Origin of the sequence: Halomonas meridiana (assembly GCF_009846525.1) — a bacterium.
Taxonomy (GTDB): Bacteria; Pseudomonadota; Gammaproteobacteria; order Pseudomonadales; family Halomonadaceae; genus Vreelandella.
Genome location: NZ_CP024621.1, coordinates 2,349,097 through 2,375,097 on the forward strand (window position 1 = coordinate 2,349,097; position 26,001 = coordinate 2,375,097).

The 26,001-nt window shown below is 58.7% G+C and carries 29 protein-coding genes and 1 other RNA gene; 6 read left to right on the forward strand and 24 right to left on the reverse strand.

The window, feature by feature from the left end:
- Positions 1–14: 14 nt before the first annotated feature.
- The 8 genes from mraY to rsmI all read right to left on the reverse strand — a co-directional run bounded on the left by mraY (position 15) and on the right by rsmI (position 8,265).
- Positions 15–1,097, reverse strand: a complete 1,083-nt coding sequence (gene mraY / locus CTT34_RS11390) for a phospho-N-acetylmuramoyl-pentapeptide-transferase (protein WP_159342542.1) — start codon at positions 1,095–1,097, stop codon at positions 15–17.
- 9 nt (positions 1,098–1,106) lie between these two features.
- A complete protein-coding gene (locus CTT34_RS11395; protein WP_159342543.1) occupies positions 1,107–2,465 on the reverse strand; it encodes a UDP-N-acetylmuramoyl-tripeptide--D-alanyl-D-alanine ligase in 1,359 nt (452 codons plus the stop codon).
- Entirely contained in the window at positions 2,462–3,952 is a 1,491-nt protein-coding gene (locus tag CTT34_RS11400) for a UDP-N-acetylmuramoyl-L-alanyl-D-glutamate--2,6-diaminopimelate ligase (protein ID WP_159342544.1), read from the reverse strand. The genes CTT34_RS11395 and CTT34_RS11400 overlap by 4 nt, the downstream gene beginning before the upstream one ends.
- A gap of 16 nt (positions 3,953–3,968) precedes the next feature.
- Positions 3,969–5,675 carry a peptidoglycan D,D-transpeptidase FtsI family protein gene (locus tag CTT34_RS11405; RefSeq protein WP_159342545.1) on the reverse strand — a complete coding sequence of 569 codons (1,707 nt, stop codon included), beginning with the start codon at positions 5,673–5,675 and terminating at the stop codon, positions 3,969–3,971.
- Positions 5,672–6,007, reverse strand: a complete 336-nt coding sequence (ftsL, locus tag CTT34_RS11410; protein ID WP_159342546.1) for a cell division protein FtsL — start codon at positions 6,005–6,007, stop codon at positions 5,672–5,674. The genes CTT34_RS11405 and ftsL overlap by 4 nt, the downstream gene beginning before the upstream one ends.
- Before the next feature lie 2 nt (positions 6,008–6,009).
- On the reverse strand, positions 6,010–6,963 hold the full coding sequence (gene rsmH, locus CTT34_RS11415) for a 16S rRNA (cytosine(1402)-N(4))-methyltransferase RsmH (RefSeq protein ID WP_159342547.1): 954 nt from the start codon (positions 6,961–6,963) through the stop codon (positions 6,010–6,012).
- A gap of 52 nt (positions 6,964–7,015) precedes the next feature.
- Positions 7,016–7,375, reverse strand: an RNA gene (gene rnpB / locus CTT34_RS11420) — RNase P RNA component class A.
- Between the two features lie 32 nt (positions 7,376–7,407).
- Positions 7,408–8,265, reverse strand: coding sequence for a 16S rRNA (cytidine(1402)-2'-O)-methyltransferase (rsmI, locus tag CTT34_RS11425; RefSeq protein WP_159342548.1), 858 nt, complete (start codon positions 8,263–8,265; stop codon positions 7,408–7,410).
- Positions 8,266–8,377: 112 nt separating this feature from the next.
- Here rsmI and CTT34_RS11430 point away from each other — a divergent pair, with 112 nt between their 5' ends.
- Genes CTT34_RS11430 through CTT34_RS11445 form a run of 4 tightly spaced genes read left to right on the forward strand, consistent with a single transcriptional unit; the run spans position 8,378 to position 11,480 of the window.
- Positions 8,378–9,886, forward strand: a complete 1,509-nt coding sequence (locus CTT34_RS11430; RefSeq protein ID WP_159342549.1) for a penicillin-binding protein activator — start codon at positions 8,378–8,380, stop codon at positions 9,884–9,886.
- A complete protein-coding gene (locus CTT34_RS11435; protein ID WP_159342550.1) occupies positions 9,873–10,247 on the forward strand; it encodes a YraN family protein in 375 nt (124 codons plus the stop codon). Before CTT34_RS11430 ends, CTT34_RS11435 begins: the two co-directional genes overlap by 14 nt.
- Before the next feature lie 22 nt (positions 10,248–10,269).
- A complete protein-coding gene (locus CTT34_RS11440; protein ID WP_139527185.1) occupies positions 10,270–10,863 on the forward strand; it encodes a phosphoheptose isomerase in 594 nt (197 codons plus the stop codon).
- A 44-nt stretch (positions 10,864–10,907) separates the two neighbouring features.
- Complete coding sequence (locus CTT34_RS11445; protein WP_159342551.1) at positions 10,908–11,480, forward strand: BON domain-containing protein; 573 nt, start codon at positions 10,908–10,910, stop codon at positions 11,478–11,480.
- 69 nt (positions 11,481–11,549) lie between these two features.
- Here CTT34_RS11445 and CTT34_RS11450 read toward each other — a convergent pair whose 3' ends face one another.
- From CTT34_RS11450 to zapE, 8 genes are all read right to left on the reverse strand, one after another.
- Complete coding sequence (locus tag CTT34_RS11450; protein ID WP_159342552.1) at positions 11,550–12,050, reverse strand: ClpXP protease specificity-enhancing factor; 501 nt, start codon at positions 12,048–12,050, stop codon at positions 11,550–11,552.
- 60 nt (positions 12,051–12,110) lie between these two features.
- The gene (gene sspA / locus CTT34_RS11455; RefSeq protein WP_159342553.1) at positions 12,111–12,737 is read right to left on the reverse strand and encodes a stringent starvation protein SspA; all 627 of its coding nucleotides are present in this window, start codon (positions 12,735–12,737) and stop codon (positions 12,111–12,113) included.
- A gap of 149 nt (positions 12,738–12,886) precedes the next feature.
- Entirely contained in the window at positions 12,887–13,654 is a 768-nt protein-coding gene (locus tag CTT34_RS11460) for a cytochrome c1 (protein WP_159342554.1), read from the reverse strand.
- Entirely contained in the window at positions 13,654–14,913 is a 1,260-nt protein-coding gene (locus CTT34_RS11465) for a cytochrome b (RefSeq protein WP_159342555.1), read from the reverse strand. The genes CTT34_RS11460 and CTT34_RS11465 overlap by 1 nt, the downstream gene beginning before the upstream one ends.
- Positions 14,913–15,512, reverse strand: coding sequence for a ubiquinol-cytochrome c reductase iron-sulfur subunit (gene petA, locus CTT34_RS11470; protein ID WP_159342556.1), 600 nt, complete (start codon positions 15,510–15,512; stop codon positions 14,913–14,915). The genes CTT34_RS11465 and petA overlap by 1 nt, the downstream gene beginning before the upstream one ends.
- Before the next feature lie 208 nt (positions 15,513–15,720).
- Positions 15,721–16,110, reverse strand: coding sequence for a 30S ribosomal protein S9 (gene rpsI / locus CTT34_RS11475; protein ID WP_044629966.1), 390 nt, complete (start codon positions 16,108–16,110; stop codon positions 15,721–15,723).
- 13 nt (positions 16,111–16,123) lie between these two features.
- On the reverse strand, positions 16,124–16,552 hold the full coding sequence (rplM, locus tag CTT34_RS11480; protein ID WP_159342557.1) for a 50S ribosomal protein L13: 429 nt from the start codon (positions 16,550–16,552) through the stop codon (positions 16,124–16,126).
- A 173-nt stretch (positions 16,553–16,725) separates the two neighbouring features.
- Positions 16,726–17,907 (reverse strand): cell division protein ZapE, encoded by a 1,182-nt coding sequence (gene zapE, locus CTT34_RS11485; protein WP_159342558.1) that lies wholly within the window; start codon positions 17,905–17,907, stop codon positions 16,726–16,728.
- 217 nt (positions 17,908–18,124) lie between these two features.
- Between zapE and CTT34_RS11490 the strand changes: the two genes are divergently transcribed.
- Positions 18,125–18,562 carry a ZapG family protein gene (locus tag CTT34_RS11490; protein WP_159342559.1) on the forward strand — a complete coding sequence of 146 codons (438 nt, stop codon included), beginning with the start codon at positions 18,125–18,127 and terminating at the stop codon, positions 18,560–18,562.
- 75 nt (positions 18,563–18,637) lie between these two features.
- Here the strand turns inward: CTT34_RS11490 and CTT34_RS11495 are convergent, their stop codons facing one another.
- Complete coding sequence (locus CTT34_RS11495) at positions 18,638–19,399, reverse strand: Nif3-like dinuclear metal center hexameric protein (RefSeq protein WP_159342560.1); 762 nt, start codon at positions 19,397–19,399, stop codon at positions 18,638–18,640.
- Positions 19,400–19,539: 140 nt separating this feature from the next.
- Here CTT34_RS11495 and CTT34_RS11500 point away from each other — a divergent pair, with 140 nt between their 5' ends.
- Positions 19,540–20,805, forward strand: coding sequence for a S1C family serine protease (locus CTT34_RS11500; RefSeq protein WP_159342561.1), 1,266 nt, complete (start codon positions 19,540–19,542; stop codon positions 20,803–20,805).
- Positions 20,806–20,835: 30 nt separating this feature from the next.
- Here the strand turns inward: CTT34_RS11500 and hisD are convergent, their stop codons facing one another.
- From hisD to mlaD, 7 genes are all read right to left on the reverse strand, one after another.
- On the reverse strand, positions 20,836–22,152 hold the full coding sequence (gene hisD / locus CTT34_RS11505; RefSeq protein WP_159342562.1) for a histidinol dehydrogenase: 1,317 nt from the start codon (positions 22,150–22,152) through the stop codon (positions 20,836–20,838).
- A 13-nt stretch (positions 22,153–22,165) separates the two neighbouring features.
- The gene (gene hisG / locus CTT34_RS11510) at positions 22,166–22,819 is read right to left on the reverse strand and encodes an ATP phosphoribosyltransferase (protein WP_159342563.1); all 654 of its coding nucleotides are present in this window, start codon (positions 22,817–22,819) and stop codon (positions 22,166–22,168) included.
- Positions 22,820–22,847: 28 nt separating this feature from the next.
- Positions 22,848–24,110, reverse strand: a complete 1,263-nt coding sequence (gene murA / locus CTT34_RS11515; RefSeq protein WP_159342564.1) for a UDP-N-acetylglucosamine 1-carboxyvinyltransferase — start codon at positions 24,108–24,110, stop codon at positions 22,848–22,850.
- A gap of 10 nt (positions 24,111–24,120) precedes the next feature.
- Positions 24,121–24,372, reverse strand: a complete 252-nt coding sequence (locus CTT34_RS11520; RefSeq protein WP_044629957.1) for a BolA family protein — start codon at positions 24,370–24,372, stop codon at positions 24,121–24,123.
- A gap of 139 nt (positions 24,373–24,511) precedes the next feature.
- Positions 24,512–24,841: an STAS domain-containing protein gene (locus CTT34_RS11525; RefSeq protein WP_159342565.1), complete on the reverse strand. Its 330-nt coding sequence runs from the start codon at positions 24,839–24,841 to the stop codon at positions 24,512–24,514.
- Positions 24,838–25,437, reverse strand: coding sequence for an MlaC/ttg2D family ABC transporter substrate-binding protein (locus tag CTT34_RS11530; protein WP_285263550.1), 600 nt, complete (start codon positions 25,435–25,437; stop codon positions 24,838–24,840). The genes CTT34_RS11525 and CTT34_RS11530 overlap by 4 nt, the downstream gene beginning before the upstream one ends.
- 90 nt (positions 25,438–25,527) lie before the next feature.
- Positions 25,528–25,992, reverse strand: coding sequence for an outer membrane lipid asymmetry maintenance protein MlaD (gene mlaD, locus CTT34_RS11535; protein ID WP_159342566.1), 465 nt, complete (start codon positions 25,990–25,992; stop codon positions 25,528–25,530).
- Positions 25,993–26,001 lie beyond the last annotated feature (9 nt).

Genomic DNA, 26,001 nt, shown 5'->3' on the forward strand with positions numbered 1-26,001 from the left:
TATCGGGTCTCGACTTATCGCAATTTCAAAGTGGCGAGGCCAAGTAGGACTAGCACCACCGTGATGATCCAGAAGCGTACGATGACCCGAGGCTCTGGCCACCCCTTTAGCTCGTAGTGGTGGTGCAGTGGGGCCATACGGAAGATACGGCGTCCGGTGAGCTTATAGGAGCCCACCTGCAGGATCACGGAGACAGTTTCCAGCACGAAAATACCGCCCATGATGAACAGTACGATCTCTTGACGAACGATGACTGCCACCACGCCAAGCGCCGCGCCCAGCGCCAGGGCACCGACATCCCCCATGAACACTTGGGCGGGATAGGTGTTGAACCACAGAAAGCCAAGACCGGCGCCAGCAATGGTGGCGCAAAAGACCGCCAGCTCACCGGTGCCGTGAATGAAAGGAATATGCAGATAGTTCGCAAACACCGCGTTGCCGCTAGCGTAGGCAAAGACCGACAGCCCCATGGCCACGAGCACGGTCGGCATGATCGCCAAGCCATCCAAGCCATCGGTGAGATTGACGGCATTCGAGCTGCCTACGATCACGAAGTAGCTCAGCACGATATAAAACACGCCCAGCGGAAGCGCGACGTCCTTGAACATGGGAATGAGCAGGCTGGTTTCTGCAGGCGTGGCGGCCGTTACGTAGAGCACCACGGCCGCTCCAATCCCCACGACCGACTGCCAGAAGTATTTCCAACGTGCCGGCAGGCCACGGGGATTCTTCTCGACCACTTTACGGTAATCATCGACCCAGCCAATCGCACCAAATCCGAGCGTCACCAGCAGCACGACCCACACGTAGTGGTTGGTCAAGTCGCCCCAGACCAGTGTACTAATAGCAATTGCCAACAGAATCATGGCCCCGCCCATCGTCGGGGTACCCGCTTTGGAGAGATGCGACTGGGGGCCGTCATCCCGCACTGCTTGCCCAATTTGGCCTTCCACCAACCGGCGAATTACCCACGGGCCCAACCAGAGGCAGAGCATGAGTGCGGTGAGCGCGGCCAAAATAACGCGCAGTGTCAAATAGTTAAAAACTTGAAACGTTGACTGGTATTGGGCTAAGAAATTCGCCAAATGAAGTAACATGAACGGCGTTTACCTTGTGTCATCCGCGCGCAGTGCAGCGATGACCGTTTCCATGCCAGCACTACGCGACCCTTTCACCAGCAGTGTGGTGTGGGGTGGAAGAGTATTAATAACATGACGCACCAGCGTCTCGTGATCGTCAAAATGCTGCCCGCGACCAAAGGCATCCGAGGCGGCCCGGGCTGCCTCGCCGTACGTCAATAGCGCATCGATGCCCAGCGACGCCGCGTAGCGGCCAATCTCGGCATGGAGGGCTTGCGATTCGTCCCCCAACTCCCCCATCGCTCCTAACGCGCACCAGCGCGGCGCTGGAAAGCTGGCCAGGGCATCCAGTGCAGCTTTCACCGCGCCAGGATTGGCATTGTACGTGTCATCCAACAGCGTAGTGTGGCGTAACCCGGCAACCACGCTCAGACGCCCGGACAGCGAGGTCAAACCGCTCAACCCGGTCACCACGTCCTGCGGTGGCACGCCCAGCGCCAGTGCCGCTGCCGAGGCAGCCAGGGCATTGCTGACGTTATGCCTGCCAATGAGCGGCAGTTGAACGTCGCCGAGAGGCTGACCATGGGCAATAAGCGTGAAAGCATACCGCCCCTGAGAGTCGCAGGAAAGTGCCCGAGCGTGAACGTCCGCATCCTCGTGTAAGCCATAACTTACACAACGCCGCGGAGCGGCGCAGGCCGACCAAAAAGCGTAGTAATGATCGTCTCGGTTGATGATGGCCGTGCCATGGGCGTCGAGGCCCGATAAGATCTCGCTTTTGGCCTGTGCAATCTGCCCCATGCCACCAAATTCCCCTACGTGTGCACCGGTCACATTCGTCAGGATGGTCACTTGCGGGGCGGTGAGCTGGCTCGTCCAAGCAATTTCGCCAAGATGATTCGCTCCCAGCTCGATCACGCCCGCCTGATGCTCTTCGGAGAGACGCAGCAGCGTTAGCGGAGCACCGATATCGTTGTTGAGATTACCCGTTGTCGCCAGCACCTTCCCTAACGGTGCCAGCAGGGCAGCGGTCATCTCTTTCACCGTGGTCTTGCCGCTGTTACCGGTGACCGCCACGAGCGGCAGGCTAAACCGTCTGCGCCATGCTTTGGCCAATAGCCCTAGCCCCAAGCGGGTATCCGAGCACAACAGTTGCGGCATGGCGCTATCCACACGCCTCTCTACGAGCGCGGCGGCGGCTCCTTGCGCTCTTGCCTGTTCCACGAACGCATGACCATCGAAGCGCGGCCCCTTCAAGGCGATGAACAAGCAGCCCGGAACGATGTTGCGCGTATCGGTCACGATGGCTGACACCCGCTGCTCTGCAAGTTCTGGCGGCACAGGGCTCCCCAGCGCGGTAGCCATTTCTGCCAACGTCCACATCACGCGGCTCCTCGCGTAGCAAGCGCGTCGCGCACCTGCTCGTCGTCTTGGAAGGCATGACGTACGCCATCGATCTCTTGATATGCTTCGTGCCCTTTGCCGGCCACGAGAATGACATCCTCTGGCGCGGCCTGATGTACCGCGTGGCGGATGGCTTGGCGGCGGTCACCGACTTCATCGACCGTGGCACGCCCGGTAAAGCCGGTGAGAATCTGTTGGCGAATGTGCGCCGCCGACTCACCGCGCGGATTGTCATCGGTCACCACGATCCGGTCTGCCAGCTGCTCTGCCACGCTGGCCATTTCGGCGCGCTTGCCGGTATCGCGCTCGCCTCCACAGCCAAACAAGCACCATAGCTTACCCTGACTGCCCAAATGGGCACGCAACGCACCCAATGCACTTTGTAGTGCATCTGGGGTATGGGCATAATCCACCACCACACTGGGCGCGTGTTCACCACCGAAGCACGCCATACGCCCCGGCACCGGCGAAAGCGTTGTCGCAGCCTCGAACAGAGCGTCCAACGACTCCCCCAACCCGTACAGCACGGCGATGGCCAGCAGCACATTGTCCAGATTGAAGCGGCCCATGAGTCCTAGCTGCAGCGCTTTCTCACCGTCTGGAGTCGCAATCAACGCCTGCTGCCCGAGAGCATGCGGCTGCCAATCCAACACCCGTAGCGTCACGGCTTCATCACTGCCGGTCGCCAACACACGCACGCGCTGATCGCACCCGGCCAGCATCAAGCGGGCCAGGGGGTCGTCACCGTTCACAACGGCCAGGGTCAACTCTGTCCGACGAAAGAGCTTGGCCTTCGCCGCCGCATAAGCGGCCATGCTGCCGTGGTAATCCAAGTGATCCCGAGTCAGGTTGGTAAACACGCCAACGTTCACGTCCACCGCATCCAAGCGCTGCTGATCCAACGCGTGGGAAGAGGCCTCCAGCGCGACCCGTTTGACGCCCTGGCGTGCCAGTTCACCTAGCGTCGATTGCAGCGCCAGCGGTCCTGGTGTCGTCAACCCGCTCTCCGACAGCTTCCCTGGACGTCCCACGCCTAAGGTGCCGATCACACCGGCGGGCGTTCCCAAGCGTTCGCTGAGCTCAGCAACGTAGTGGGTCACCGAGCTCTTACCGTTGGTTCCCGTGACCGCAATGATCTCAAGTCCGCTCGGCACGTCAAATAACGTACGCCCCAGCTCCCCCAGGCGTAGCGACAAATGCGGCAAAAACAGCACGCGCCCGTCCAGGCTCACGTCGCTCTCTTTGGTATGCGCCAGCACCAGGGTAGCCCCACTGGCCAACGCCTGCTCGATATACGCTCGGCCATCACTCTGACTGCCGGGCACGGCAACGAACACATCGCCTGCCTGGAGCTTGCGAGAATCGGTGATCAGATGAAGCTGCCGAGGTAGGTCAGGCAGGGCCGGCAGTTCGGCGCTCGGCCATACGTGGTGCAACGCTTTCCGTAACTGATCTGGGCATATGGTCATGCCATCTCCTTAAACACTATTCGACCTCGTAGTCTGGCGGCACATCCAGCAAGCGCAGAGCGTTACCGGTGACGCTCGAAAACACCGGAGCTGCCACGGCTCCCCCATAAAACTCACCTGCTTTGGGGTGATCGATCATTACTACCGTCACGATACGCGGGTCCGAAATCGGGGCGATACCGGCAAACACGCTGCGGTAAGCATCGGTGGCGTATCCCTGCTGGCCGGTTTTGCGCACCGTGCCGGTTTTACCGCCTACGCGATACCCTTCTACCCGTGCCCGTCGCCCCCCGGTGTAAGCCCCTACCGATGTCTCCAAGATGTCGAGCAAGTCGTTCGCAACGCTAGGCTCAATGGCGGGAATGCCCTGCGGGGGTTCTGACAACCTTAGCAGCGAAGGAGGGAGGCGCTCACCGTCATTGGCTAACGCTGTGTACGCGCTGGCCAATTGGACAGCGGTGACGGATAGGCCATAGCCATAGGAAAGTGCCGCGCGTTCACTTCGGGACCATTGCACACGGGCGGGTAAATTACCCGTCGATTCGCCCGGAAATCCTGTGCCTGGACTCTGCCCAAGGCCCAGTTGGTTGTACTTTTCCCAAATCGCCGTATCGCTCAACTGCAATGCCAAACGGGACATACCGATGTTGGACGACTTTTCGAGAATCCCCGCGAGGTCCAACTCACCATAATTACGAAAATCGCGGATCGTGAACTCATCCAGACGCATCCACCCCGGCGAGGTGTCGACGACCGCATCACGACCAACGATGCCACTTTCAAGAACGGCCGCCATCGCGAGCGGTTTCATCACCGACCCCGGCTCGAATACATCGACCAGCGCCTGGTTACGCAACCCGCGAGGATCCAACCCGGCCCGATTATTGGGGTTGTAGGAGGGAAAATTGGCCATTGCCAGCACTTCACCGGTGCGTGCATCCATCATCACGAGCACGCCCCCATCGGCTTGATGCTCGGCCACGGCGGCGCGGAGCTCACGATAGGCCATGTACTGAATACGCTGGTCGATCGCCAATGTTAGCTCTCCGCCGGGCTGCGCCTCGCGAATGACTCCCAGCTCTCGTACCAGCCGGCCGCGTCGGTCCTTGATGACGCGCCGCTGACCGGGGTGGCCTGCTAGATAAGGCTGATACGCCAACTCCAAGCCTTCCTGGCCAACGTCGTCCACATTGGTGACCCCGAGTATTTGAGCCGCGACTTCACCAGCAGGGTAGTAGCGTTTGTACTCACGCTGGGGGTAGACACCTGGCGTGCGCAAATCGAGGATGCGTTGTGCCGACTCGGGCGTCATCTGCCGCCGCAGGTACATGAACTCACGGCTGCTGTAGCGAGCCACGCGAGATTCGAAATCCTCCAGCGTCATGCCTAACGCCTGGGCAAGCATGACGCGCTGGATGGCGTCCGTCGGCAACTCTTGCGGATTCGCCCACAGCGTCACGACCGGGGTAGAAATGGCTAACGGCTCACCGTTTCGGTCGGTGATCATGCCACGGTGGGCGGGAATGGTTTCATGGCGCAGCGTGCGGGCATCGCCCTGGCTCTGCAAGAAGGGGCGATCGATGACCTGGAGCAGCGTAATTCGCCCAATCAAAATCGCCGATGCCAAGCCAACGGCCAATAAGATAAAGAAAAAACGCCCACCGGCAAGCGGCGGCGCAATGGGGTATTGGCGGGACTTCCCTCCCCGACCGTCACGCCTCATGGCCGAATCACCTCGACATCATTTACGTCAGGAATACGCATTTCTAGCCGTTCCGTGGCAATTTGCTCAATGCGGGCGGGTGTAGACCACGCCCCCTCCTCCAACAACAGCTGGCCCCACTCGGTCTGCAGCTGGTTTTTCTCCTGCTCCAACCGCTGCAGCTCGGCATACTGCATCCGCGTCATGTGCGTTGTCGTCACTACGGCCAAACCGGTCAGCAAACAAGCCATGAAAAGCACGATCATCGTGATGGGCCACCAACGTAGGCGCAGTTTAAACGGCCACTCTGCCCTCAATGTGGACGCCCAGTGCCCTAACCGCTCCATGTTCATGATTAGCCTCGCTTACGAGCCGCCCGCATGACGGCACTACGCGCGCGGGGGTTAGCATCGACTTCCTCGTCGCTCGGACGACTCCCCTTGCCCAACGCCTCCAGACGGCGATTCAACTGATCGTCCCGAATGGGTACCCCGCGGGGTAAGTGAGTATCTCCCCGCACGTGATGACGAATGAACCGCTTCACGCGACGGTCTTCCAAAGAGTGGAAGCTGATCACCACGAGGTGCCCACCCGGTGCCAGCGCCTCTAACGCTGCCTCTAAGGCGGCGTCTAATTGCTCGAGTTCCCCGTTGAGGTAAATTCGTAGCCCCTGGAACGCTTTGGTCGCCGGATGGCGCCCCTTTTCCCACGCCGGATGGGCAGCCTTCAGCACCTCGGCCAGATCCACCGTATGGGTGAAAGGCTGCTCCACACGACGCTTCACGACGGCATTCGCCAATCGCTTGGCGTAGCGCTCTTCACCATAGGTTTTGAAGACGTTGGCGATATCGGCTTCGCTGGCGCGGGCTAAAAACTCGGCGGCGCTCTCCCCCTGGGTAGGGTCCATGCGCATGTCCAGCGGGCCGTTACGCATGAAGCTGAAACCGCGCTCCGGGTCGTCGAGCTGTGGGGAAGAGACGCCGACGTCTAGCAGCACGCCAGAGAGTTTGCCGTAGAGCCCTTGCTCCTTGGCAAATTCCGCCAAATGGGCGAACTCACGCTGAGTAATGTGGAAACGGGCGTCATCTATTTCAGCCGCGGCAGCAATGGCCTGCGGGTCGCGGTCCATGGCCAACAATCGGCCCTGGTCGCTCAAGCGCGAAAGAATCAATCGGGAGTGACCGCCACGACCAAAGGTACCGTCCAGATAGACTCCTTCAGGGTCATGGACCAGGGCATCTACCGCTCCTTCCAATAAAACGCTGGTATGACGAAAGCGGGTGACCTGATCAGCGTCAGCAGAAGGCATGTTACTCTCACACAAAATTTGGGAAGGCGCGCTGGGCGCGCCTTTCATGGAAATGGGGAGTCGGCCGATAAGCCGGGTTCTGTCGTGGACAGTCATTCCTCTAGGCGCTGCGTCACCACAGCGCTCAAGCAACCTACCCGGACCCAGCGCGGGCCACGCCGTTGGGTCCCTATTTGGTCTTGCTCCGAGTGGGGTTTACCATGCCACGCACTGTTGCCAGGCGCGCGGTGCGCTCTTACCGCACCCTTTCACCCTTACCGGCCCCGAAAGGCTTAGGCGGTCTACTCTCTGCTGCACTTTCCGTCGGCTTACGCCGCCCAGGCGTTACCTGGCACTCTGCCCTATGGAGCCCGGACTTTCCTCCCCTGGCGGCTCTTGCGAACGCGCCAGCGGCGACTGTCTGGCCAACTCCGGCGGCAAGCATACCAGCGCCCTGCGTTCGCCTCAATGCTGACCTTTCATTGCCTGCAACCGGGCGTACCACTCCTGCTTGCGCCCGCCCAACATTCGCGCCGCAACCGAGGCCCCCTGCTTGACGCCAACACCCTCGGCCAGCAAAGCAGCCAGCAACTCCTCAGCGGCGATGGACTGCTCGTCCTCTCGTACCGCCGGGGGCGCCCCAGAAATCATGACAACGAACTCCCCGCGACTCTGGTTGGGGTCCTCCGCGAGCTGATCCCGCAGCGCGGCCGGAGCGCCCTGCAAAAACGTTTCGAAGGTTTTGGTCAGCTCCCGTGCCAGCACCACCGTTCGCTCGGGCATCTGTTCGCAAAGCGCTTCCAGCGTATGGACAATACGATGGGGCGATTCGTAAAACACCAGCGTTTCTTCACGACTCTGCCACTTCTCCAGCGCTTGTCGGCGGGCACTAGGCTTGGAAGGCAAGAAGCCGCCGAACGTAAAGCGGTCAGTGGGCAGGCCCGCGCCGGACAACGCGGTGACTAGCGCACAGGGGCCGGGTAGCGGCACGATATGCCGCCCTCTGGCGCGCAACTCCCGCACCAAGACAAACCCCGGATCGCATATCAGCGGCGTACCCGCATCGCTGATCAGCGCGATGCTCTCGCCCGCCAGCAAGTAGCGATCCAGCGTATCGACCCGCTGGGCTTCGTTGTGTTCATGTAGCGACATCATGGGCGTGTTGACGCCTAAATGAGCGAGTAGGCGCGCGCTGTGACGGGTATCTTCCGCCGCAATGCGCGACACATCGGCTAAAACCCGAGCGGCACGCGGCGTTAAGTCGTCCAAATTCCCAATTGGCGTAGCAACCACGTACAATGTGCCCGGATGTTGGTGTGTCATCGTGACTCCCGATTTGTTAATGGCTTGCCCTGACGGTGCGCTATGCTTGTGGAAAGCCACGCTTACCAGCTGATAGACCGCGACAGCGCAAATGGAAACTAAGGAAGGATACATGAAACAGTCACTTCGTGGCCTGTTGGCCACTGCCTTCATGGCACTGCTCATCACCGGGTGCGCCATGCAGCCTCCCAGCGTGGTTGATCGCGTGCCTGACCAGGACGCAGGGCGCTTGCTCGATCAAGCCGAACAGCAAGCCCCGGAGCAAGCGGCGCGCACGCGCTTGGAAGCGGCCAACATTTTGGCCCGCCAAGGTCAGCGTGAAAACGCCTTCGATGCCGCCAACAGCATCGACGAGGCGCAGCTCAACGACACCGACCGCGTTCGCTGGGCCATGCTGTTTTCCGAACTTGCCCGTGGCTTGAACGACCCACGCGCGGTACTCCGCGCCACCCAGGTCTTGGACGACGAACTGCCCATGCAAGCCAATCAGCAGCAGACCTTAGCCGAACGGCGTCAGTGGGCTCAGCAGGCCATGAATCAGCAGCCGGATCAGGTGCAGGTCACGCTTCCCGAGCTGGATGGCACCGACGTGCGCCGCATCGTCGTTGCACTGCCGGAGTCTGGCCCGCTGAGCAGCGTGGCCAACACCATTGCCAGCGCCATGCGCCGTCATAACGACATCAGCGATGACGGCGTTCAGTTAAGCTTCATCGACGCCGCACAGTACTCGCTAGACGAACTCTATAGCCGCGCGCAGCAGATGAACGCGCAGCTCATGATTGGGCCGCTGGACAAAGATCAAGTGACCCAGCTCGAACAGCGCGATAGCGTTCCGCTGCCTACGCTAGCCCTCAACTACGGCAGCAGCGCCAACAATCAAGCACAGCGCCTGCTGCAGTATGGCCTGTCTGCGGAAGACGAAGCCCGCCAAGCCGCGCGACGTGCTTATCAAGACGGTCAGCGCCAAATGTCGTTGATGGTGCCCGATAACGATTGGGGCCGCCGAGTTGGTGAAGCCTTCTGGAACGAGTTTCAGCGCCTGGGTGGCGAGGTGACGAATGCCGTGCGCTACAACCCGAGCAGCCCGGTATCGAATGCGGTGCAAACGGCGCTCAACGTCAGCGGCGAACGGGCGCGTCTTGGCAACATCGATGCCCTCTTCCTGCTGGCACTCCCGGATTACGCACGCCAAGTGCCGCCTACGCTGGATTACTACTACGCGCCGGATCTGCCCATTTACGCCACGTCTCACCTGCACGAAGGGCGCCTACAAACGCGCTTGGATCAGGATCTCAATGACGTGATGTTCATGGACATCCCCTGGCAAATCCCGGACGCCGCAGTAGGCGGCGAAGAAGTGCTGCCCTTCTACCCCACGTATCAAGCGCTGCGCGATGAAGCGGATGCCTCCATGTTCCGTCTAATGGCCATGGGCGTGGACGCCTACGAACTCGCTAAACGCATGTCGGACCTTTCTGGACTGAATGGCCTGAGCGGCAGTACCGGCACCCTATCGCTCTCCAACGACGGGCGCATTCATCGCGAACTGCCTTGGGCCAAATTCCAGAACGGCACGCCGTCGCCCATCTTGATTCCTGGCTTACTGGATGACGAGCAGTAGACCACAAACAGCTCGCTCACGAGGCGCAGCCATTGAGCAATTAGCCGCTCAATGGCTGCAGCAGCGTGGTCTTCGGTGGGTGGCCAGCAACCACCATGTCAAAGGCGGCGAACTGGATCTCATCATGTACGACCGGGATACGCTGGTCTTCGTCGAGGTCAAACACCGCGCCACGACGCGCCACGGGCACCCACTCGAAATGGTCAACGCACAAAAGCGTCGCCGCTTGATTCGCGCAGCGTCGCTCTATCTTGCGCGACATGACCTCTCATGCCCCTGTCGCTTTGATATCCTAGCCATTACAGGCAGACCGCCCGCTCTCGAGTTCCATTGGGAGCAAGCGGCTTTCGACGCGTATTAATACTCTTAACTAGGAAGCCCTGATGGACTTTCAATCTCGTATACTCAGCCATTTTAATGCCAGCATCGATACCAAAACCTACGCCAGCGAAGTGCTACCTCCGTTCATCGAGGTCGCCAGTCAAATGATGGTGCAGTGCTTAGTCAACGAAGGAAAAATTCTCGCGTGTGGCAACGGTGGTAGTGCCGGTGACAGCCAGCACTTTTCGTCTGAGTTACTGAATCGTTTCGAGCGCGAGCGCCCCAGTCTCCCTGCCTTGGCTCTGACGACCGATACATCGACACTCACCTCTATTGCGAACGATTACAGCTACAACGAAGTCTTTTCCAAGCAGATCCGCGCACTGGGCCAGCCTGGCGATGTCTTGCTGGCAATCTCCACCAGCGGCAACTCGGCCAACGTCGTTCAAGCCATCCAGGCTGCCCACGACCGTGACATGACCGTGGTAGCCCTCACCGGACGTGACGGTGGCAATATGGCCTCGCTGCTGGGCCAAGATGACTGCGAAATTCGCGTACCTGCCACTTCCACAGCGCGCATCCAAGAGGTGCATTTGCTCGTCATTCACTGTCTTTGTGATTTAATTGACGAACAACTGTTTGGCGGCGCTGACTAATAACGCGCGTTTTGTGAATCCCTACTGATCAAGGAGTCATCCCCATGGCCCTGCGTTTCTCCTCCAAAACTCTACTGGTTGCAACGCTTTGTGGCGCGATCGCCCTCAGCGGCTGCGCCAACAATAGCGCCTCGAATCCGTCCAACTACGGCCAGCGCAGCAACGACGTAGAAGCGGTCGATGCCACCATCGAGCGCGAAGTAGAGCGCGCCCTGGCCCGCGCAGACGCCCGCCTTGGCGATGCCCGCATCCGCGCCCACAGCTACAATGGTGCCCTGCTACTCGTCGGACAAGTGCCTAGCGAAGAGCTAAAGAACATGGCTGGTAGCGTGGCTTCCAACCTGCGTGGCGTGGAAAAAGTCCATAACGAACTGACCGTGGCGGCCAATCTACCCGCGACTCAGCGACTGACGGATACGTGGCTCACTACCAATGTGATCAGCCACTTGGCCACCAATGACCGCATCGACTCCTCCAAGCTGAAGGTCACCACGGAAAATGCCAGCGTCTACCTGATGGGCATGGTGACGCGTGAAGAGGCTGACCGCATCGTCAACGCCGCTTCATCGGTAGGAGGCGTTCAGCGAATCGTGAAGGTGTTCGATTACCTCGACTAGCCTCCATGAACGACAAAACCTCGCCAGATATCTGGCGAGGTTTTGTATACAGGCGAGCCACTCAGCGAATTACTTCACGACACGCAACGTAGGCTTCTTCTTGGGCTTGTCATCGCTGACACCGGCTTCGGAAGAACCGTTGGACGCCGTGTCCGACGTTGGCTCCGTCAAAGTCAACTCCGGCTTCGAAGCCTCCGACGCCGCATCTTCCACGTCATCCGACGTCTCATCATGCTCGTCGAAGCCTGCCGCATCCAGCTCAGGCTCATGACCAAACACCATACCCGCCCCATTCTCACGGGCATAAATGGCAATTAGCGCGGGCGTTGGAATCATCACTTGCATGGGCTGACCGCCAAAACGAGCGTTAAAGCCGATCGCCTGATTCTCCATAAACAGGTCGCGCACGGCCGTCGGCGCCACGTTGAGCACGATCTGTCCGTTCTGCACGAATTGCCGTGGCACTTCGACCCCAGGCTGGGTCGCATCCACCACCAAATAGGGGGTCAGCTCGTTGTCTAACAGCCACTCATAAAGGGCTCGGGCGAGATAGGGACGGCTCGATTTCATAAGGCTCCCTCCTCCTAACGTGTATGGCCCCTTGCTCAAGCGCTAAGAGGCCGAATGAATTCAAGCGCGCATCTCTTTTTCACGCTCGTTCAAAGATGCTTTAAACGCTTCACGCTCAAATACCCGCGCCATGTAACCGAGCAGCGGCTTGACCTGCTTTTCGGGCAACTCGATGTTCAGCTCGGGTAAACGCCAAAGGATGGGGGCGAGACAGCAGTCCACCAGCGTAAACTCTTCGCTCATGAAATAAGGCATATCTTCGAAGATGGGCGAGATACCAATCAGGCTTTCGCGTAGCTCCTTACGCGCCTTATCGGCCTCTTTCTTACCGCCTGTACGAATCTGCTCGAGCATCGGGCACCATTCGCGCTCGATACGGTGCATCCAGAGACGGCTTTGCGCACGCGCTACAGGATAAACCGGCAGCAACGGTGGATGAGGAAAACGCTCGTCCAAGTACTCCATCATGACCTTGGACTCGTAAAGCACCAAGTCACGATCCAGCAGCGTCGGAACGCTGTTGTACGGGTTGAGGTCTGCTAGCTCTTCAGGCGGCTGCTCCTCGGCGACATCGACGATGTCGACCGCCACTCCTTTTTCAGCCAGAACAATGCGCACTCGATGACTGAAATGATCATCACTACCTGAGTAAAAGATCATTGACGACCGCTTGGCCACAACACCCATGAAAGCATCCTCGCATCAAAACAATTTTCGATAATAACATGCCAGCACCCTCTTATGGGAAGGTAGCCAGCGATACATAGCAACATGCAGACAAGCAAAAGGCGCACGACTTTCGCCGTGCGCCTGTACGTCCCATCAAATCTGACTGCTTAGTGGACGTCTCGCCAGTACTCACGCTTGAGCAGGTAGGCAATCACACCAAAGATAAAGATGAAGATCAGCACTTTGGGTGCAAGAGCTTGCGCCTGCAGCTTGGAAGGCTCACCGACATAGGCCAGGAAGTTGGTCAAATCGTACACCGCTTCCTCGAACTCGGCAGGCTCCATGGCCCCCGGCTGAGTGACTTGCAGCACGTCACACGACTGATACTTGCCCGATAAAGGATCCGGTTCGTGACCTGCCACCGGCTGATCGGTTTCGGCACAGACCATTTCCTGAACGCCCTGGAGAGGCTCCAGCACGTTAGGCATCGCCACCAGCTCGTAAACCGTGTTGTTCACACCGGTGGGTCGGCTCGGGTCTTTGTAAAAGCCCAGCAGGTAAGAGTAAACCCAGTCAGTACCACGCAGACGCGCTTCCAGCGTCAGATCGGGCGGCGCAGCGCCGAACCAAGACTCAGCATCACCACTGTCCATGGCGATGTGCATCTGGTCGTTGAACGCCAGGTCGGAGGAGAAGATCAGGTTCTCTTCCACCAAGTCCTGCGGAATCCCCAGGTCGTCAGCAGCACGCGCAAAACGCTGGTGCTCCAGCGAGTGACAGCCCATGCAGTAGTTGACGTAGAGCTTCATGCCGTTTTGCAGCGACGCTTGGTCGTGCAGATCAGGCTCCATACTGTGGGGCACGCTCGCGCCACCAGCGGCCATCGCGGTGACCGGCACGATTGCGAAGAGCAGTGCTAATAGTTGCTTTTTCATTAGCCAGTCACCCTTTCCGGAACGGGTTTAGTCTTCTCCAGCTTGGTGTAAATCGGCATCAGCAGGAAGAAGGCGAAGTAAATGGCTGTACACACCTGCGCAAGGATGGTGCGACCTTCCGTAGACGGCAGCACGCCCAATACGCCCAGAATGATGAAGCTAATCGAGAACAGCAGCAGCATGACCTTCGACATCCAGCCTTTGTAGCGCATGGAGCGCACGGGGCTGCGGTCAAGCCACGGCAGCACGAACAGCACAGCGATGGCGGCTCCCATACACACCACGCCGAGGAACTTCGCATCCAGCCCGAACAGCGAGAAAGTAATCGCGCGCAGGATGGCGTAGAACGGCGTGAAGTACCAAACAGGTGCGATATGGTCAGGCGTTTTCAGCGGGTTGGCCGGCTCAAAGTTCGGCTTCTCGATGAAGTACCCACCCCCTTCCGGGAAGTAGAACACCACCACGCAGAACACGAACAGGAAGACCGCGATACCCACCAGATCCTTCACGGTGTAGTACGGATGGAACGCAATGCCATCGAGGGGCTTACCGGTCTCATCTTTCTTCTGCTTGATGTCGATACCGTCAGGGTTGTTAGACCCTACTTCGTGCAGCGCGATGATGTGCAGCACGACCAGCGCCAAAATCACGATCGGCAGTGCGACGACGTGGAGCGCGAAGAAGCGGTTCAACGTAATACCCGAGATCAGGAAGTCACCACGCACCCACTGAGCCAGGTCAGGGCCGATGCCCGGAATGGCAGAGAAGAGCGAGATGATGACCTGAGCACCCCAGTAAGACATCTGCCCCCATGGCAGCAGATAGCCCATGAAGGCCTCCGCCATCAGCGCGAGGTAGATCGTCATACCAAAGATCCACACCAGCTCACGGGGCGCTTTGTAAGAGCCGTACATCAAGCCGCGGAACATGTGCATGTAGATCACCACGAAGAAGGCTGACGCCCCCGTGGTATGCATGTAACGGATCAGCCAACCCCACTCCACATCACGCATGATGTATTCAACTGAGGCAAACGCACCTTCAGCTGACGGGTTGAAGCTCATGGTCAACCATACGCCGGTCAAGATTTGGTTGACTAGCACTAGCAGTGCCAATACACCAAAAATATAGAAGAAGTTGAAGTTCTTCGGCGCGTAGTACTTGGTCAGGTGGTCTTGCATCATTTGCGTGGCGGGGAAACGGTCGTCCACCCAACGCATGATGCCGCTTTCGGCCTTTGCCTTATTTGGATTAGCCATTAGGCACTCTCCTCATCTTCGCCGACCACGATGATGTCATCGTTTTCAAAGCGGTAGGGCGGCACTTCAAGGTTAGTCGGCGCAGGAACGTTGCTAAAAACGCGACCGGCTAAGTCAAAGCGAGAGCCGTGGCATGGGCAGAAGAAACCACCCGGCCAGTTATCGACGCCCACCCCTTCCGCATCCGGCTCAGGCCGAAACAGAGGAGAACAGCCCAGGTGAGTACAGATACCGATCAGCACACCGATTTCAGGCCTGATCGAGCGCAGTTCACCCTGGATGTAGGCAGGCTGCTGTGGCACTTCGGAATCCGGATCCGCCAGGCTATCCGCGCCAAGCGCTTCCGTACGCTCGATCATCTCGGGCGTACGGTTAATGATCCAAATCGGGCGACCACGCCATTCGACGGTCATGCGCTGACCCGGCTCAAGCTTGGAAATATCCGCTTGTACCGGGGCGCCTGCCGCCCTTGCCTTGGCACTAGGCTGCCAAGATGCCACAAAGGGGACCGCAACCCCGACAGCGCCCACCGCCCCCACAACGGAGGTGGCGCCTACGAGGAAACGGCGCCGGCCTTTGTTTACGCCGTTATCTGCCATTTCTGGTTTCTCCCATCAGCTTACCCGTTCCGTCGCAAAGGCGTCTTGCGACGACGAATATCAAATACAGTCTATGTTAAAAAAACAAAGCGCTCTGCACAAGAACAACCGCCCCGGACGATGGTGGTACGAGCGTTATAATTTTTTGATATTCCAATAAAAAACGCCCAGGTCTTTGACCTGGGCGTTTTTGCCGCATAGCGTAGAATTAACGCTTGGAGAACTGCGGACGACGACGTGCTTTACGCAGACCGACTTTCTTACGCTCAACTTGACGAGCATCACGGGTAACGTAACCCGCAGCGCGCAGCGTAGGACGCAGATCTTCGTTGTAGTTCATCAGGGCACGCGTAATGCCGTGACGAATGGCACCAGCCTGTGAAGAGCCGCCGCCGCCTTCAACGGTCACGTACACGTCGAACTGGTTCAGTGTCTCGGTCAGCTCTAGTGGCTGACGAACAACCATGCGACCGGTAACACGACCGAAGTACTGGTCAAGTTCACGGTTGTTGACGGTAATTTTGCCGGAACCCGGCTTCAGGAACACACGAGCGGTGGAAGTCTTGCGGCGCCCGGTACCGTAATACTGCTGTGTCATGGCGAAGATTTCCTCAGATGTTCAGTTCAAGCGGCTGCTGGGCAGCATGCGGATGCTCGGCACCGGCGTACACTTTCAACTTGGTATACATGGCGCGACCCAACGGACCTTTCGGCAGCATGCCTTTGACGGCAGACTCGATGATACGCTCAGGAGCGTGATCGATCATTTTGTCGAATGTCATGGAGCGCAGACCGCCCGGGTAACCTGTGTGGCGATAATAGGTCTTTGCCTTCGCCTTGTTACCGGTTACTTGGACTTTCTCGGCGTTGATGACGACGATGTAGTCACCGGTATCAACGTGAGGGGTAAATTCGGGCTTATGCTTGCCACGCAGGCGGCGAGCAATCTCGGTTGCCAGACGACCGAGCGTTTTGTCCGTAGCGTCGACAATGTACCAGTCGCGCTGGACGGACTGCGGCTTAGCACTGAACGTCTTCATGGATGAAATCACCAGATTAAGTGTGTTGGGTGTCTCACACCGCTAGGCGGTGAAGCACCATCCCTATTTTTTTTGGTTGCGGGCAAATGCCAGCAACGTGTAGCGAGGCGGCATTCTACAGTAAGCATCCGCTCAAGTTAAGGGCTCTATGACTTTTTTTGCGTGCCACCACCCTAAGGCTTGTGCGCCAGCGCCAGATACTCGCGAGACTGCATCTCTTGCAATCGCGACAAGGTCCGCTGAAACTCGAACGTCAGCTTACCGTCGCTGTAAAGCGACTCCACCGGCACTTCCGCCGACATCAGCAGCTTTACGCCGCGATCATAGAATTCATCCACCATGTTGATGAAACGCCGCGCTTGATCGTCCATCTTGCCATCCATCCGCGGCACATTGGCCACCAGAACGGTATGAAATTCGCGGGCCAGCTCGATGTAGTCGTTTTGGCTGCGCGGGCCGTCACACAGTTCGGCAAACTCGAACCACACCACATCTTCATGCAGGCGACGCGTTTTGAGCACCCGGTGATTAACTTCCAGCGGTGCACCCTCCTCCCCAGGCTGACCGGCAATTTCTCGGAAGCTGCGCGCTAGCTCTTTCTCGGCCGCAGCGTCGAGAGGCGCATGGAAAATTTCAGCACGCTCCAGTGCCCGCAGACGATAGTCGATACCCGAATCGACGTTGACCACCTCGCAATGTCGATTTACCAATTCAATGGCAGGCACGAACCGCGCACGCTGCAGCCCATCCTTGTAAAGATCGTCCGGGACGATGTTCGACGTCGCCACCAATACCACGCCGCGCTGGAAGAGCGCTTCCAGTAAGTTAGCGAGAATCATGGCGTCGGTAATATCTTTGACGAAAAACTCATCGAAGCAGATAACGCGTGCCTCGGCGGCAAATTTACCCGCGATGAGAGTGAGCGGGTTTTTCTCGCCTTTATAATGAGTTAGCTCATTATGAACCCGCTGCATGAACCGGTGAAAATGGGTGCGCATTTTTTCGGGAAACGGCAGCGCCTCATAAAAGGTATCGACCAAGTAGGTCTTACCACGCCCCACGCCTCCCCAGAAGTAGAGCCCTTTTACTTGGGGCAACGGCGGTTTGGCAGGCGCATGCTTCTTACCCAGCAAACCTGCCATTTTGGCTTTGATTCCTTTGCTGGCCACCACGGCCTTGGGCACCGTCGTTGGCGTCGCCAACAGCTCATCATAGAGCCGCTGGAGATGCTTGACCGCCTGCTCTTGGGCCGGGTCATACTGAAAATCGCTGCGCTTGATATCGGCTTGATAGCGCTCAAGCGGCGTGGGGCGACGAGTGGAATCGGACGCCTGACGCTCAGACACTGATGGCATGAAGATGGTGCTCCCGCAACACTTGAGCCTGAGTGCGTGCCCGCCGCCTTAAAGCGCCAGACAACACGAGCTCAACAAAAATGAGGGCAATTATACGCCGCTTGAACACTAAGCGCATGAGCGGATTGACCCAACCGACTGAGACGCGCCTATAATGGGTCGGTTTTTAAAGTCACGCCCTGTACACAGCGGCGCGCATTACTTAGGGAGAAGGACTGTGGAAGCAAGCTCGCCATTCACTTTTGCAATCATTGGCTTGGCCGTGGGATTCATCATTGGCCTTGGGTGCTATCGGCTTTTCAGCAAAGGTGCGCGAGACGTCGCTTCGCTCAAGCAGACGCTGCTTGAGCGTGAACACCAAATTGCCGATTTAAAGAAAGGGATGAGCCATCACCTCACCGGCATTCAGCAGCGCCTGGAGAATATTCGCCATGAGGCGGACCAGCTAGAGCAGCAAGTAGAGAGCGAAGCCGCCCAATGGAAACTCACGAGCGTCAAACCGTCCTCTCAGCCGACCGCCACGCCTGACGGCGACCAAAGCGTTGCCATGCCTCGGGACTACGCCGCTGGCAAAAACGGGACGCTATCGGAAGACTTTGGCCTCAAAGAGAACAGAGCCACAGATAACACCGCTGCCCAGCCGCCACGCTACTAAACGCGTGACGCTATCACCGCGTGCCAGGGCCCACCCTGTTGTGGCCCTGGTCAGCAACCTGCTCCCCACCCTCGGCTAGGCCGGATTATCGATATCGACGAAACGGTGTTCAACGCCAAACTCGCTGGCCAGCCATTCGCCCATGGCCTGAACACCGTAACGCTCGGTCGCGTGGTGTCCCGCTGCTAGATAGTGAATGCCCATTTCACGGGCCAAGTGGGTCGTTCGCTCAGAGATCTCGCCCGATATAAACACCTGGGCACCGGCCTCGTAGGCCGCCGTAATCATGTCTTGTGCCCCACCGGTGCACCAGGCAATCCGCTCGATGGGCTCACGGCTTGGCGCCTCGACGACGAGAGGCTCGCGTTCGAGGATAGCGCCAACTTGCTGCGCCAACGCTGACACACTCTGTGGCGTCACCAGCCGTCCCGACCAGAGCAGCCCTTCACCCAACTCTCCGTCTAGACATCCCTCGACTTTCCAACCCAAGCGCTTGGCCAACTGCGCGTTATTCCCCATCTCCGCATGGGCATCTAGCGGCAAATGGTAGGCCAACAGGCTGATATCATTGGCCAACAACGTTTTGATTCGACGCTGCTTCATGCCCGTGATGGGGACGGGCTCGTTCTTCCAGAAATAGCCATGGTGCACGAGCACCATGTCGGCCTGCCATGCCACGGCTTCTTCCAGTAACGCTTGGCAAGCCGTCACCCCTGTCATGACCCGACGCACCTGCTCACGCCCCTCGACCTGAAGGCCGTTGACCGTGAAATCTTTGAATTGAGTGGCGCGTAACTGGTGGTCGCAGGCAGTGACTAACTGATCACGGTGATTCACGCTCTCTCCTTCTTGCAATTAAACCAGCCCCCGTGAGGCACAGCGGCATTCGGTGTTACCATAGCGCCATTGTAAGACTCGCTTTACGTTATCGCGAACCTCGCGACCGTTTAGACTGCCACACGCTGAGGAACTTTCGCATGCACCGCTTCGTGCTGCCTTATTTATGGCCCATTTTGACCGGGCTTCTGCTTGCGGCCGTGGTGCTGCTCGCCTTTCCCGAGCAGCTGCCCAACCCGTTCCGTCAAACGCCCCCGGTAACGGAGGAGGCTCCCACCGCCTTCGAATCCCCCCCTGCACTGGTCCCAACGACCAGCAGCGAACCCAGTGCAAGTCGTCCGGCGCCGGATATCAAACAAGCAGCCCCGCTTTCCCGGCAGCAAGGCCCTGCTAGCTACTCCAACGCCGTCAATCAAGCCGCACCTGCGGTGGTGAACATCTACTCATCTCGAATCGTCGAGCGCGACCAGCACCCGCTGATGTCCGATCCCTTCTTCAACCAATTTTTCAGCGGTGACGATGCCACGACCCACCAGCGCATGCTGTCGAGCCTGGGGTCTGGCGTCATCGTCAGCAACGACGGCTACGTATTGACCAACCATCATGTGATTAACGGCGCCGACCAAATACAGGTCGCGCTTCGCGACGGGCGTGAAACCCTCGCGGAAGTCATCGGCACCGATCCAGAAAGCGATCTGGCAGTGCTCCGGATTGACCTAGACGACTTACCGGTCATTGAGCTTGCCGACTCAGAAGAGGTCGCGGTGGGCGATGTGGCGCTGGCCATTGGCAACCCCTTTGGCGTTGGCCAAACCGTTACCATGGGTATTATCAGCGCCACCGGGCGCAGCCACCTGGGATTGAATGCTTACGAAGACTTCATTCAGACCGACGCCGCCATTAACCCCGGTAACTCAGGCGGCGCGCTGGTCAACCCAGACGGCGCATTGGTGGGAATCAATACGGCGATCTTCTCTCGCTCCGGCGGCTCCCAGGGGATTGGTTTCGCGATTCCTGCCAATCTCGCGCACAGCATTTTGGACGAGCTGGTCACCCGCGGACGGGTCATTCGAGGGTGGCTGGGCATCGAAGCCCAGGCTCTTTCAAGGGAGCTGGCCGCATCGTTTGGATTACGGACGCCGCAGGGAGTCATCGTCGCAGGCGTCGTGAGCGGCGGCCCTGCCGCCCAGGCAGGCTTGCAGCCAGGTGACGTACTGCTCTCCATCGACGGACAAGTCATCTTGGATGCCCGAGCGACCATGAGCGATATCGCCTCGATCCCGCCCGGTACGTCGCTACCGCTGACGATTGTCCGCGGCGGCGAACGCATGGAAATGACGCTGGAGGTAGGCGAGCGCCCCGTACCGACCAACGCTACGTCAGCCGATCGGCAGAGCGGCTCTTAAGCCGCCCTGCCGGGGCGTTCTTACTGCCTATCAGTCGCGGATACGATACTCCGCCGAACGCGCATGGGCAGTAAGATACTCCCCGCGCGCCAGTACGGAAGCCACTTTACCCAGCTCGGAGGCGCCCTCTGGAGAGCAATGGATGATGGAAGAGCGTTTTTGAAAATCGTACACACCTAGCGGCGAGGAGAAGCGCGCCGTGCCGGACGTCGGCAGGACATGGTTCGGGCCTGCACAGTAATCCCCCAGCGCTTCCGACGTATGGCGCCCCATGAAGATCGCGCCCGCATGGCGGATATCGTCTAGCCATGCCTCAGGCTCTGCGACCGATAATTCAAGATGCTCTGGCGCAATGCGATTGATCATCTTGATCGCTTCAGCCTGATCGTGACACAGAATCAGCGCGCCGCGGCGTTTCAGCGAGGCGCGGGCAATCTCTTCGCGCTCTAGCGTTGGCAGCAACCGCTCGATGGAAGCCGCCACAGCGTCCAAATGCGCGGCGTCCCAGCTCACTAAAATCGCTTGCGCGTCTTCGTCATGCTCGGCTTGGGAGAAGAGGTCCATAGCGATCCAATCCGGATCGGTTTGCCCATCCGACACCACCATGATTTCGGAAGGCCCGGCAATCATATCGATACCCACCTGACCGAACACGGCTCGCTTGGCCGTGGCGACGTAGATATTGCCTGGGCCCACGATTTTATCGACGCGAGGAACACTTTGCGTGCCGTAGGCCAGCGCAGCGACGGCTTGAGCGCCACCAATGGTGAACACATAGTCCACGCCCGCCAGATGCGCTGCCGCCAGCACCAGGTCATTCAGCACACCATCCGGCGTGGGCACCACCATGACGATTTCACGCACGCCCGCTACGTGGGCAGGAATCGCATTCATCAACACCGAGGACGGATAGGCCGCTTTGCCACCCGGCACATAAATACCGGCCCGATCGAGCGGGGTGACTTTCTGGCCGAGCACCGTCCCGTCAGCCTCTTCGTACTGCCAAGAGGTCGGTTTCTGCCGCTCATGGTAGCGCTTGATGCGCTCGGCGGCCGTGGCCAACGCCTCTCGCTGGGCCTCTGGCAAACCGTCGTACGCTTTTTTCAACTGCTCGGGGGAGAGACACAGTTGATCCATGGACGCGACCGACAGACGGTCAAAGCGGTTCGTGGCGTCGATGACGGCCTGATCACCGCGCTGCTTGACGTCTGCCAAGATCTCTTCAACACGAGCCTGGACCGCTTTATCAGACACGCCCTCCCAATCCAGCAGCGCATCGAGGCGCTGGTGGAAGGCCGCGTCACGGGTCGAGAGGCGGGCAATGGTGGCTGTGGTTGTATCGCTCATGATGAACCTCGTGTCATTCGATAGGCTGCGTCTGACGCTTTTTCACGGCACTTTCCAGGCGCGCTAGCAGCGGCTTGATGCGGTCGTGCTTCATGGTCATGGCCGCTTTATTGACCACCAAACGCGTGCTGATATGAGCGATGAGCTCGCGGGGCTCCATGCCGTTAGCGCGAAGCGTATTGCCAGTGTCGACGATATCGACGATCTCATCGGCCAAGTTCATGAGCGGAGCCAGCTCCATCGCTCCGTAGAGCTTGATGACCTCTGCCTGAATCCCCTGCTCGGCGTAGTAGCGACGCGCGACGTTGACGAACTTGGTGGCCACACGGCGGCGCGCTTTGGCAGGCGGCTGCCCGGTCACGCCTGCCGTCATCAGCTTGCATCGAGCAATGTCCAGATCGAGCGGCTCGTAAAGACCTTCCGCGCCGTGCTCCAACAGCACGTCTTTACCGGCGATACCCACATCTGCCGCGCCTAACTGTACGTAGGTGGGCACGTCGGTGGCGCGAATGATCACCAGCTTGACATCGGGCAAGTTGGTATCGAACAGCAACTTGCGGCTTTTGCTCAAGTCTTCGGCGGGCGTAATGCCCGCATCTGCCAGCAAGGGCAGCGTTTCATCCAAAATACGCCCTTTGGAGAGGGCCAAAATCAGTTGCTTACTCATGGTCTAAGGCCAGTGTTGTCCGCGTGGCTTAGCCGGGAATACGGCGAATCTTCGCCCCCAGCAGCTGTAATTTTTCCTCGATACACTCGTAGCCACGATCGATATGGTAGATACGATCGACCAGCGTCTCCCCTTCGGCCATCATGGCCGCAATGACCAGCGATGCGGAAGCACGAAGGTCCGTGGCCATGACCGGAGCGCCAGATAGCTTATCAACGCCCTTGATCAACGCGGCATTACCCTCTAGTACGATGTTCGCGCCCATACGGTTCAGCTCTTGCACGTGCATGAAGCGGTTTTCGAAGATCGTCTCAACGACTCGTGAGTGTCCTTCGGCAACAGCGTTCATGGCGACGAACTGCGCCTGCATGTCAGTGGGGAACGCGGGGTAAGGCGCCGTGCGGATATTGACCGCTTTTGGGCGTTTGCCGTGCATGTCCAGCGAAATCCAATCGTCACCGCTGTCGATATCGGCGCCCGCCTCTTCCAGCTTGGCGAGCACCGCTTCCAAAATATCGGCCCGCGTGCGCTTTACTTTCACTCGCCCACCTGTCATAGCGGCGGCCACCAAGAAGGTGCCCGTCTCGATACGGTCGGGCATGACATCGTGCTCACAGCCGTGCAGTGAGGCGACGCCATCGATGACGATGGTGTCCGTTCCGTGACCACGGATCTTCGCGCCCATCTTGATCAGGCACTCGGCCAGATCGACGACCTCAGGCTCACGGGCGGCGTTTTCGAGAATGGTACGCCCCTCTGCCAACGTTGCAGCCATCAGCAGGTTTTCCGTACCGGTCACGGTCACAGTGTCGAAAAAGATCGTCGCACCTTTCAAGCGACCGTCGACACGGGCACGAATGTAGCCCGACTCGACATGAATCTCCGCCCCCATGGCCTCCAGACCACGCAGGTGAAGGTCCACGGGGCGAGAGCCGATGGCGCAGCCGCCTGGCAGCGAGACATCCGCCTTGCCAAAGTGTGCCAACAGCGGGCCGAGCACCAGAATGGAAGCGCGCATTTTCTTCACGAGCTCGTAGGGTGCATGACACTGGGTCACCTGAGAACCATCCAACTGGATGCTCATCTTCTCGCCCATCACCGGCTCGACGCCCATCCGCCCGAGCAGCTCTAGCGTGGTGGTAATATCCTGCAAATGCGGCAAATTACCGATGACCACCGGACCATCTGCCAATAGGCTCGCACACAAAATGGGAAGCGCCGCATTTTTTGCGCCGCTTGCCCACACTTCGCCATCGACCGAGCCATTGCCCGTAATAATGAGTTTATCCATGGAGCGGCCGTTACTGAGCGTTTTCCGCCGCAGTTTGCCACTGCGTCGGAGTAAACGTTTTGATACTGATAGCGTGCAGTGCGCCCGACGCGATCTCTTCGCTGAGCGCGGCGTAAACGAGCTGCTGACGCTTCACTGGAGAAAGACCTTCAAAGGCTTCACCAACCGCAATCACCTGAAAATTGCAGCCTTCACCCTGGATGTGGAACTCACACCCATCGATGCGGGATTCAAGCAGTGCTTTTACCTCGTTGGGTTGCATGAGACAGGAAACTCCTTTGGGGTCGTTGAAATGGTAAGCAATAGGGAGACATGATAAAGAAAAGCAGCTCACTTGGCGATGCTGAGCCACGCTGCCAATGAAGAGAGCAGCCCGTAGGCTGCTCTTGGGGTTGCGCATATCAGGCAGAGACGTCTCGAGCGGTCAGTGCGTCCAGCTCTGCCAGAGACGCCAACCGCTGCAGTGGCGGCGACAATACGATGGACCGCACCGTGATCTGAAGCGCTTGGCAAGCACGCAGCCACTCGAACAGAACGCTAAGCGCCACGCTGCTTGCTTTGCTGATTTGCGCAAAATCCAAACGCACTGATGAACGCTCGAATTCACGCAGCCACTGAACGCCCCGAGCGGCCACGTCGGCGGCGGCACTCATGACCAAATCGCCCGCGACCAGCAGCGTATCGTCCTGCACGGACAGCGTCACCTCTGAGCGAGAGAGGAGCGATGTCACGCGTCGCCTCCCTGCTCCAGCTCATCGACGCCGATTTCGGGTGCCCAACCGCGGATGACCGCATCGTAGTCACGGTTATTGTCACGCATGGCCTGATCGAACTGGTTGCGGAAGGTCAGCCCCAGATTGATGCCGTTGACGATCACGTTCACCACGCGCCACTGGCCATCAGACAGACGCAGGCTGTAGCTCACCGGATACACTTGACCATTGCTCGCCACGATTTCCATATCCACACTGGCTTGATCGTCATAGCGTTGTCCGCGCTGCTCGCTCAATACGCGCAGCTCATCATAATCAAACGTCACCAAACCACGGGTGTACGTGTCGATGAGCGTTTGACGAAACACGGTGGCAAACTGACTCCGCTGTTCCGGCGTTGCGTTGCGGAAATAGCTCCCCATCACACTGGCACCGATATAGCGAAAATCTGCTACGTCATCGAGACTCTCGTTCACCAGCGCCTTCAGTTCATCCAGGTTGTTGGCGTAATACTCCTTCTTGCCATCGATTTGACTCATGAAGGATTCGATGTTGTCACGAATCATCTCTTCGGGAGATTGGGTTTGCGCCTGAGCCAGCAGCGGTGCCAGCATGAGCAGAGCGGCCAACGCAACGCGCTGAACGAAAGCAGAATAAACGTTGAACATCATCTCGACCTCTTGAATGAAGATAACGGATGGCAGCTAGTTGCTGACCATATTGGATACGAATTGCTGAATAAGTTCTTCCAACACCAGTGCGGACTGGGTATCGCGGATGACGTCACCTTCCTCCAGCACCTCTGGCGCACCGCCAACGCTGAGCCCTATGTACTGCTCTCCCAGCAGGCCGGCCGTCAAAATGGCGGCGGTGGTATCTTGGGAAAGCTGACCCTCCAGCTCACTATCCAGGCTGAGGATGACGCGCGCGTCGTACCACTCCGTATCCAGCTCGATGGCCTCTACCCGGCCTACCGTAACGCCTGCCATGGTGACCCGTGCGCGCGGCTTCAAACCGCCGATGTTGGCAAAGTTGGCCTCCAGGCGAAACGTGTCGGAGGGCGCCGATAGCGTCAAACCGCTGACACGCAGGCCAAGAAACACTAGCCCAACGATGCCGGCCAACATAAAGAGACCAACGCCAAACTCTACGGTTTTGCTGCGTTTCATGAGACTACT

Coding starts and splice junctions, on each gene's coding strand:
- mraY (WP_159342542.1), bottom strand. CDS start 1,097: ATGTTACTTCATTTGGCGAATTTCTTAGCCCAATACCAGTCAACGTTT.
- CTT34_RS11400 (WP_159342544.1), bottom strand. CDS start 3,952: ATGACCATATGCCCAGATCAGTTACGGAAAGCGTTGCACCACGTATGG.
- CTT34_RS11405 (WP_159342545.1), bottom strand. CDS start 5,675: ATGAGGCGTGACGGTCGGGGAGGGAAGTCCCGCCAATACCCCATTGCG.
- ftsL (WP_159342546.1), bottom strand. CDS start 6,007: ATGAACATGGAGCGGTTAGGGCACTGGGCGTCCACATTGAGGGCAGAG.
- rsmH (WP_159342547.1), bottom strand. CDS start 6,963: ATGCCTTCTGCTGACGCTGATCAGGTCACCCGCTTTCGTCATACCAGC.
- rsmI (WP_159342548.1), bottom strand. CDS start 8,265: ATGACACACCAACATCCGGGCACATTGTACGTGGTTGCTACGCCAATT.
- CTT34_RS11430 (WP_159342549.1), top strand. CDS start 8,378: ATGAAACAGTCACTTCGTGGCCTGTTGGCCACTGCCTTCATGGCACTG.
- CTT34_RS11435 (WP_159342550.1), top strand. CDS start 9,873: ATGACGAGCAGTAGACCACAAACAGCTCGCTCACGAGGCGCAGCCATT.
- CTT34_RS11440 (WP_139527185.1), top strand. CDS start 10,270: ATGGACTTTCAATCTCGTATACTCAGCCATTTTAATGCCAGCATCGAT.
- CTT34_RS11445 (WP_159342551.1), top strand. CDS start 10,908: ATGGCCCTGCGTTTCTCCTCCAAAACTCTACTGGTTGCAACGCTTTGT.
- CTT34_RS11450 (WP_159342552.1), bottom strand. CDS start 12,050: ATGAAATCGAGCCGTCCCTATCTCGCCCGAGCCCTTTATGAGTGGCTG.
- sspA (WP_159342553.1), bottom strand. CDS start 12,737: ATGGGTGTTGTGGCCAAGCGGTCGTCAATGATCTTTTACTCAGGTAGT.
- CTT34_RS11460 (WP_159342554.1), bottom strand. CDS start 13,654: ATGAAAAAGCAACTATTAGCACTGCTCTTCGCAATCGTGCCGGTCACC.
- CTT34_RS11465 (WP_159342555.1), bottom strand. CDS start 14,913: ATGGCTAATCCAAATAAGGCAAAGGCCGAAAGCGGCATCATGCGTTGG.
- petA (WP_159342556.1), bottom strand. CDS start 15,512: ATGGCAGATAACGGCGTAAACAAAGGCCGGCGCCGTTTCCTCGTAGGC.
- rpsI (WP_044629966.1), bottom strand. CDS start 16,110: ATGACACAGCAGTATTACGGTACCGGGCGCCGCAAGACTTCCACCGCT.
- rplM (WP_159342557.1), bottom strand. CDS start 16,552: ATGAAGACGTTCAGTGCTAAGCCGCAGTCCGTCCAGCGCGACTGGTAC.
- zapE (WP_159342558.1), bottom strand. CDS start 17,907: ATGCCATCAGTGTCTGAGCGTCAGGCGTCCGATTCCACTCGTCGCCCC.
- CTT34_RS11500 (WP_159342561.1), top strand. CDS start 19,540: ATGCACCGCTTCGTGCTGCCTTATTTATGGCCCATTTTGACCGGGCTT.
- hisD (WP_159342562.1), bottom strand. CDS start 22,152: ATGAGCGATACAACCACAGCCACCATTGCCCGCCTCTCGACCCGTGAC.
- hisG (WP_159342563.1), bottom strand. CDS start 22,819: ATGAGTAAGCAACTGATTTTGGCCCTCTCCAAAGGGCGTATTTTGGAT.
- murA (WP_159342564.1), bottom strand. CDS start 24,110: ATGGATAAACTCATTATTACGGGCAATGGCTCGGTCGATGGCGAAGTG.
- CTT34_RS11520 (WP_044629957.1), bottom strand. CDS start 24,372: ATGCAACCCAACGAGGTAAAAGCACTGCTTGAATCCCGCATCGATGGG.
- CTT34_RS11530 (WP_285263550.1), bottom strand. CDS start 25,437: ATGCTGGCACCGCTGCTGGCTCAGGCGCAAACCCAATCTCCCGAAGAG.
- mlaD (WP_159342566.1), bottom strand. CDS start 25,992: ATGAAACGCAGCAAAACCGTAGAGTTTGGCGTTGGTCTCTTTATGTTG.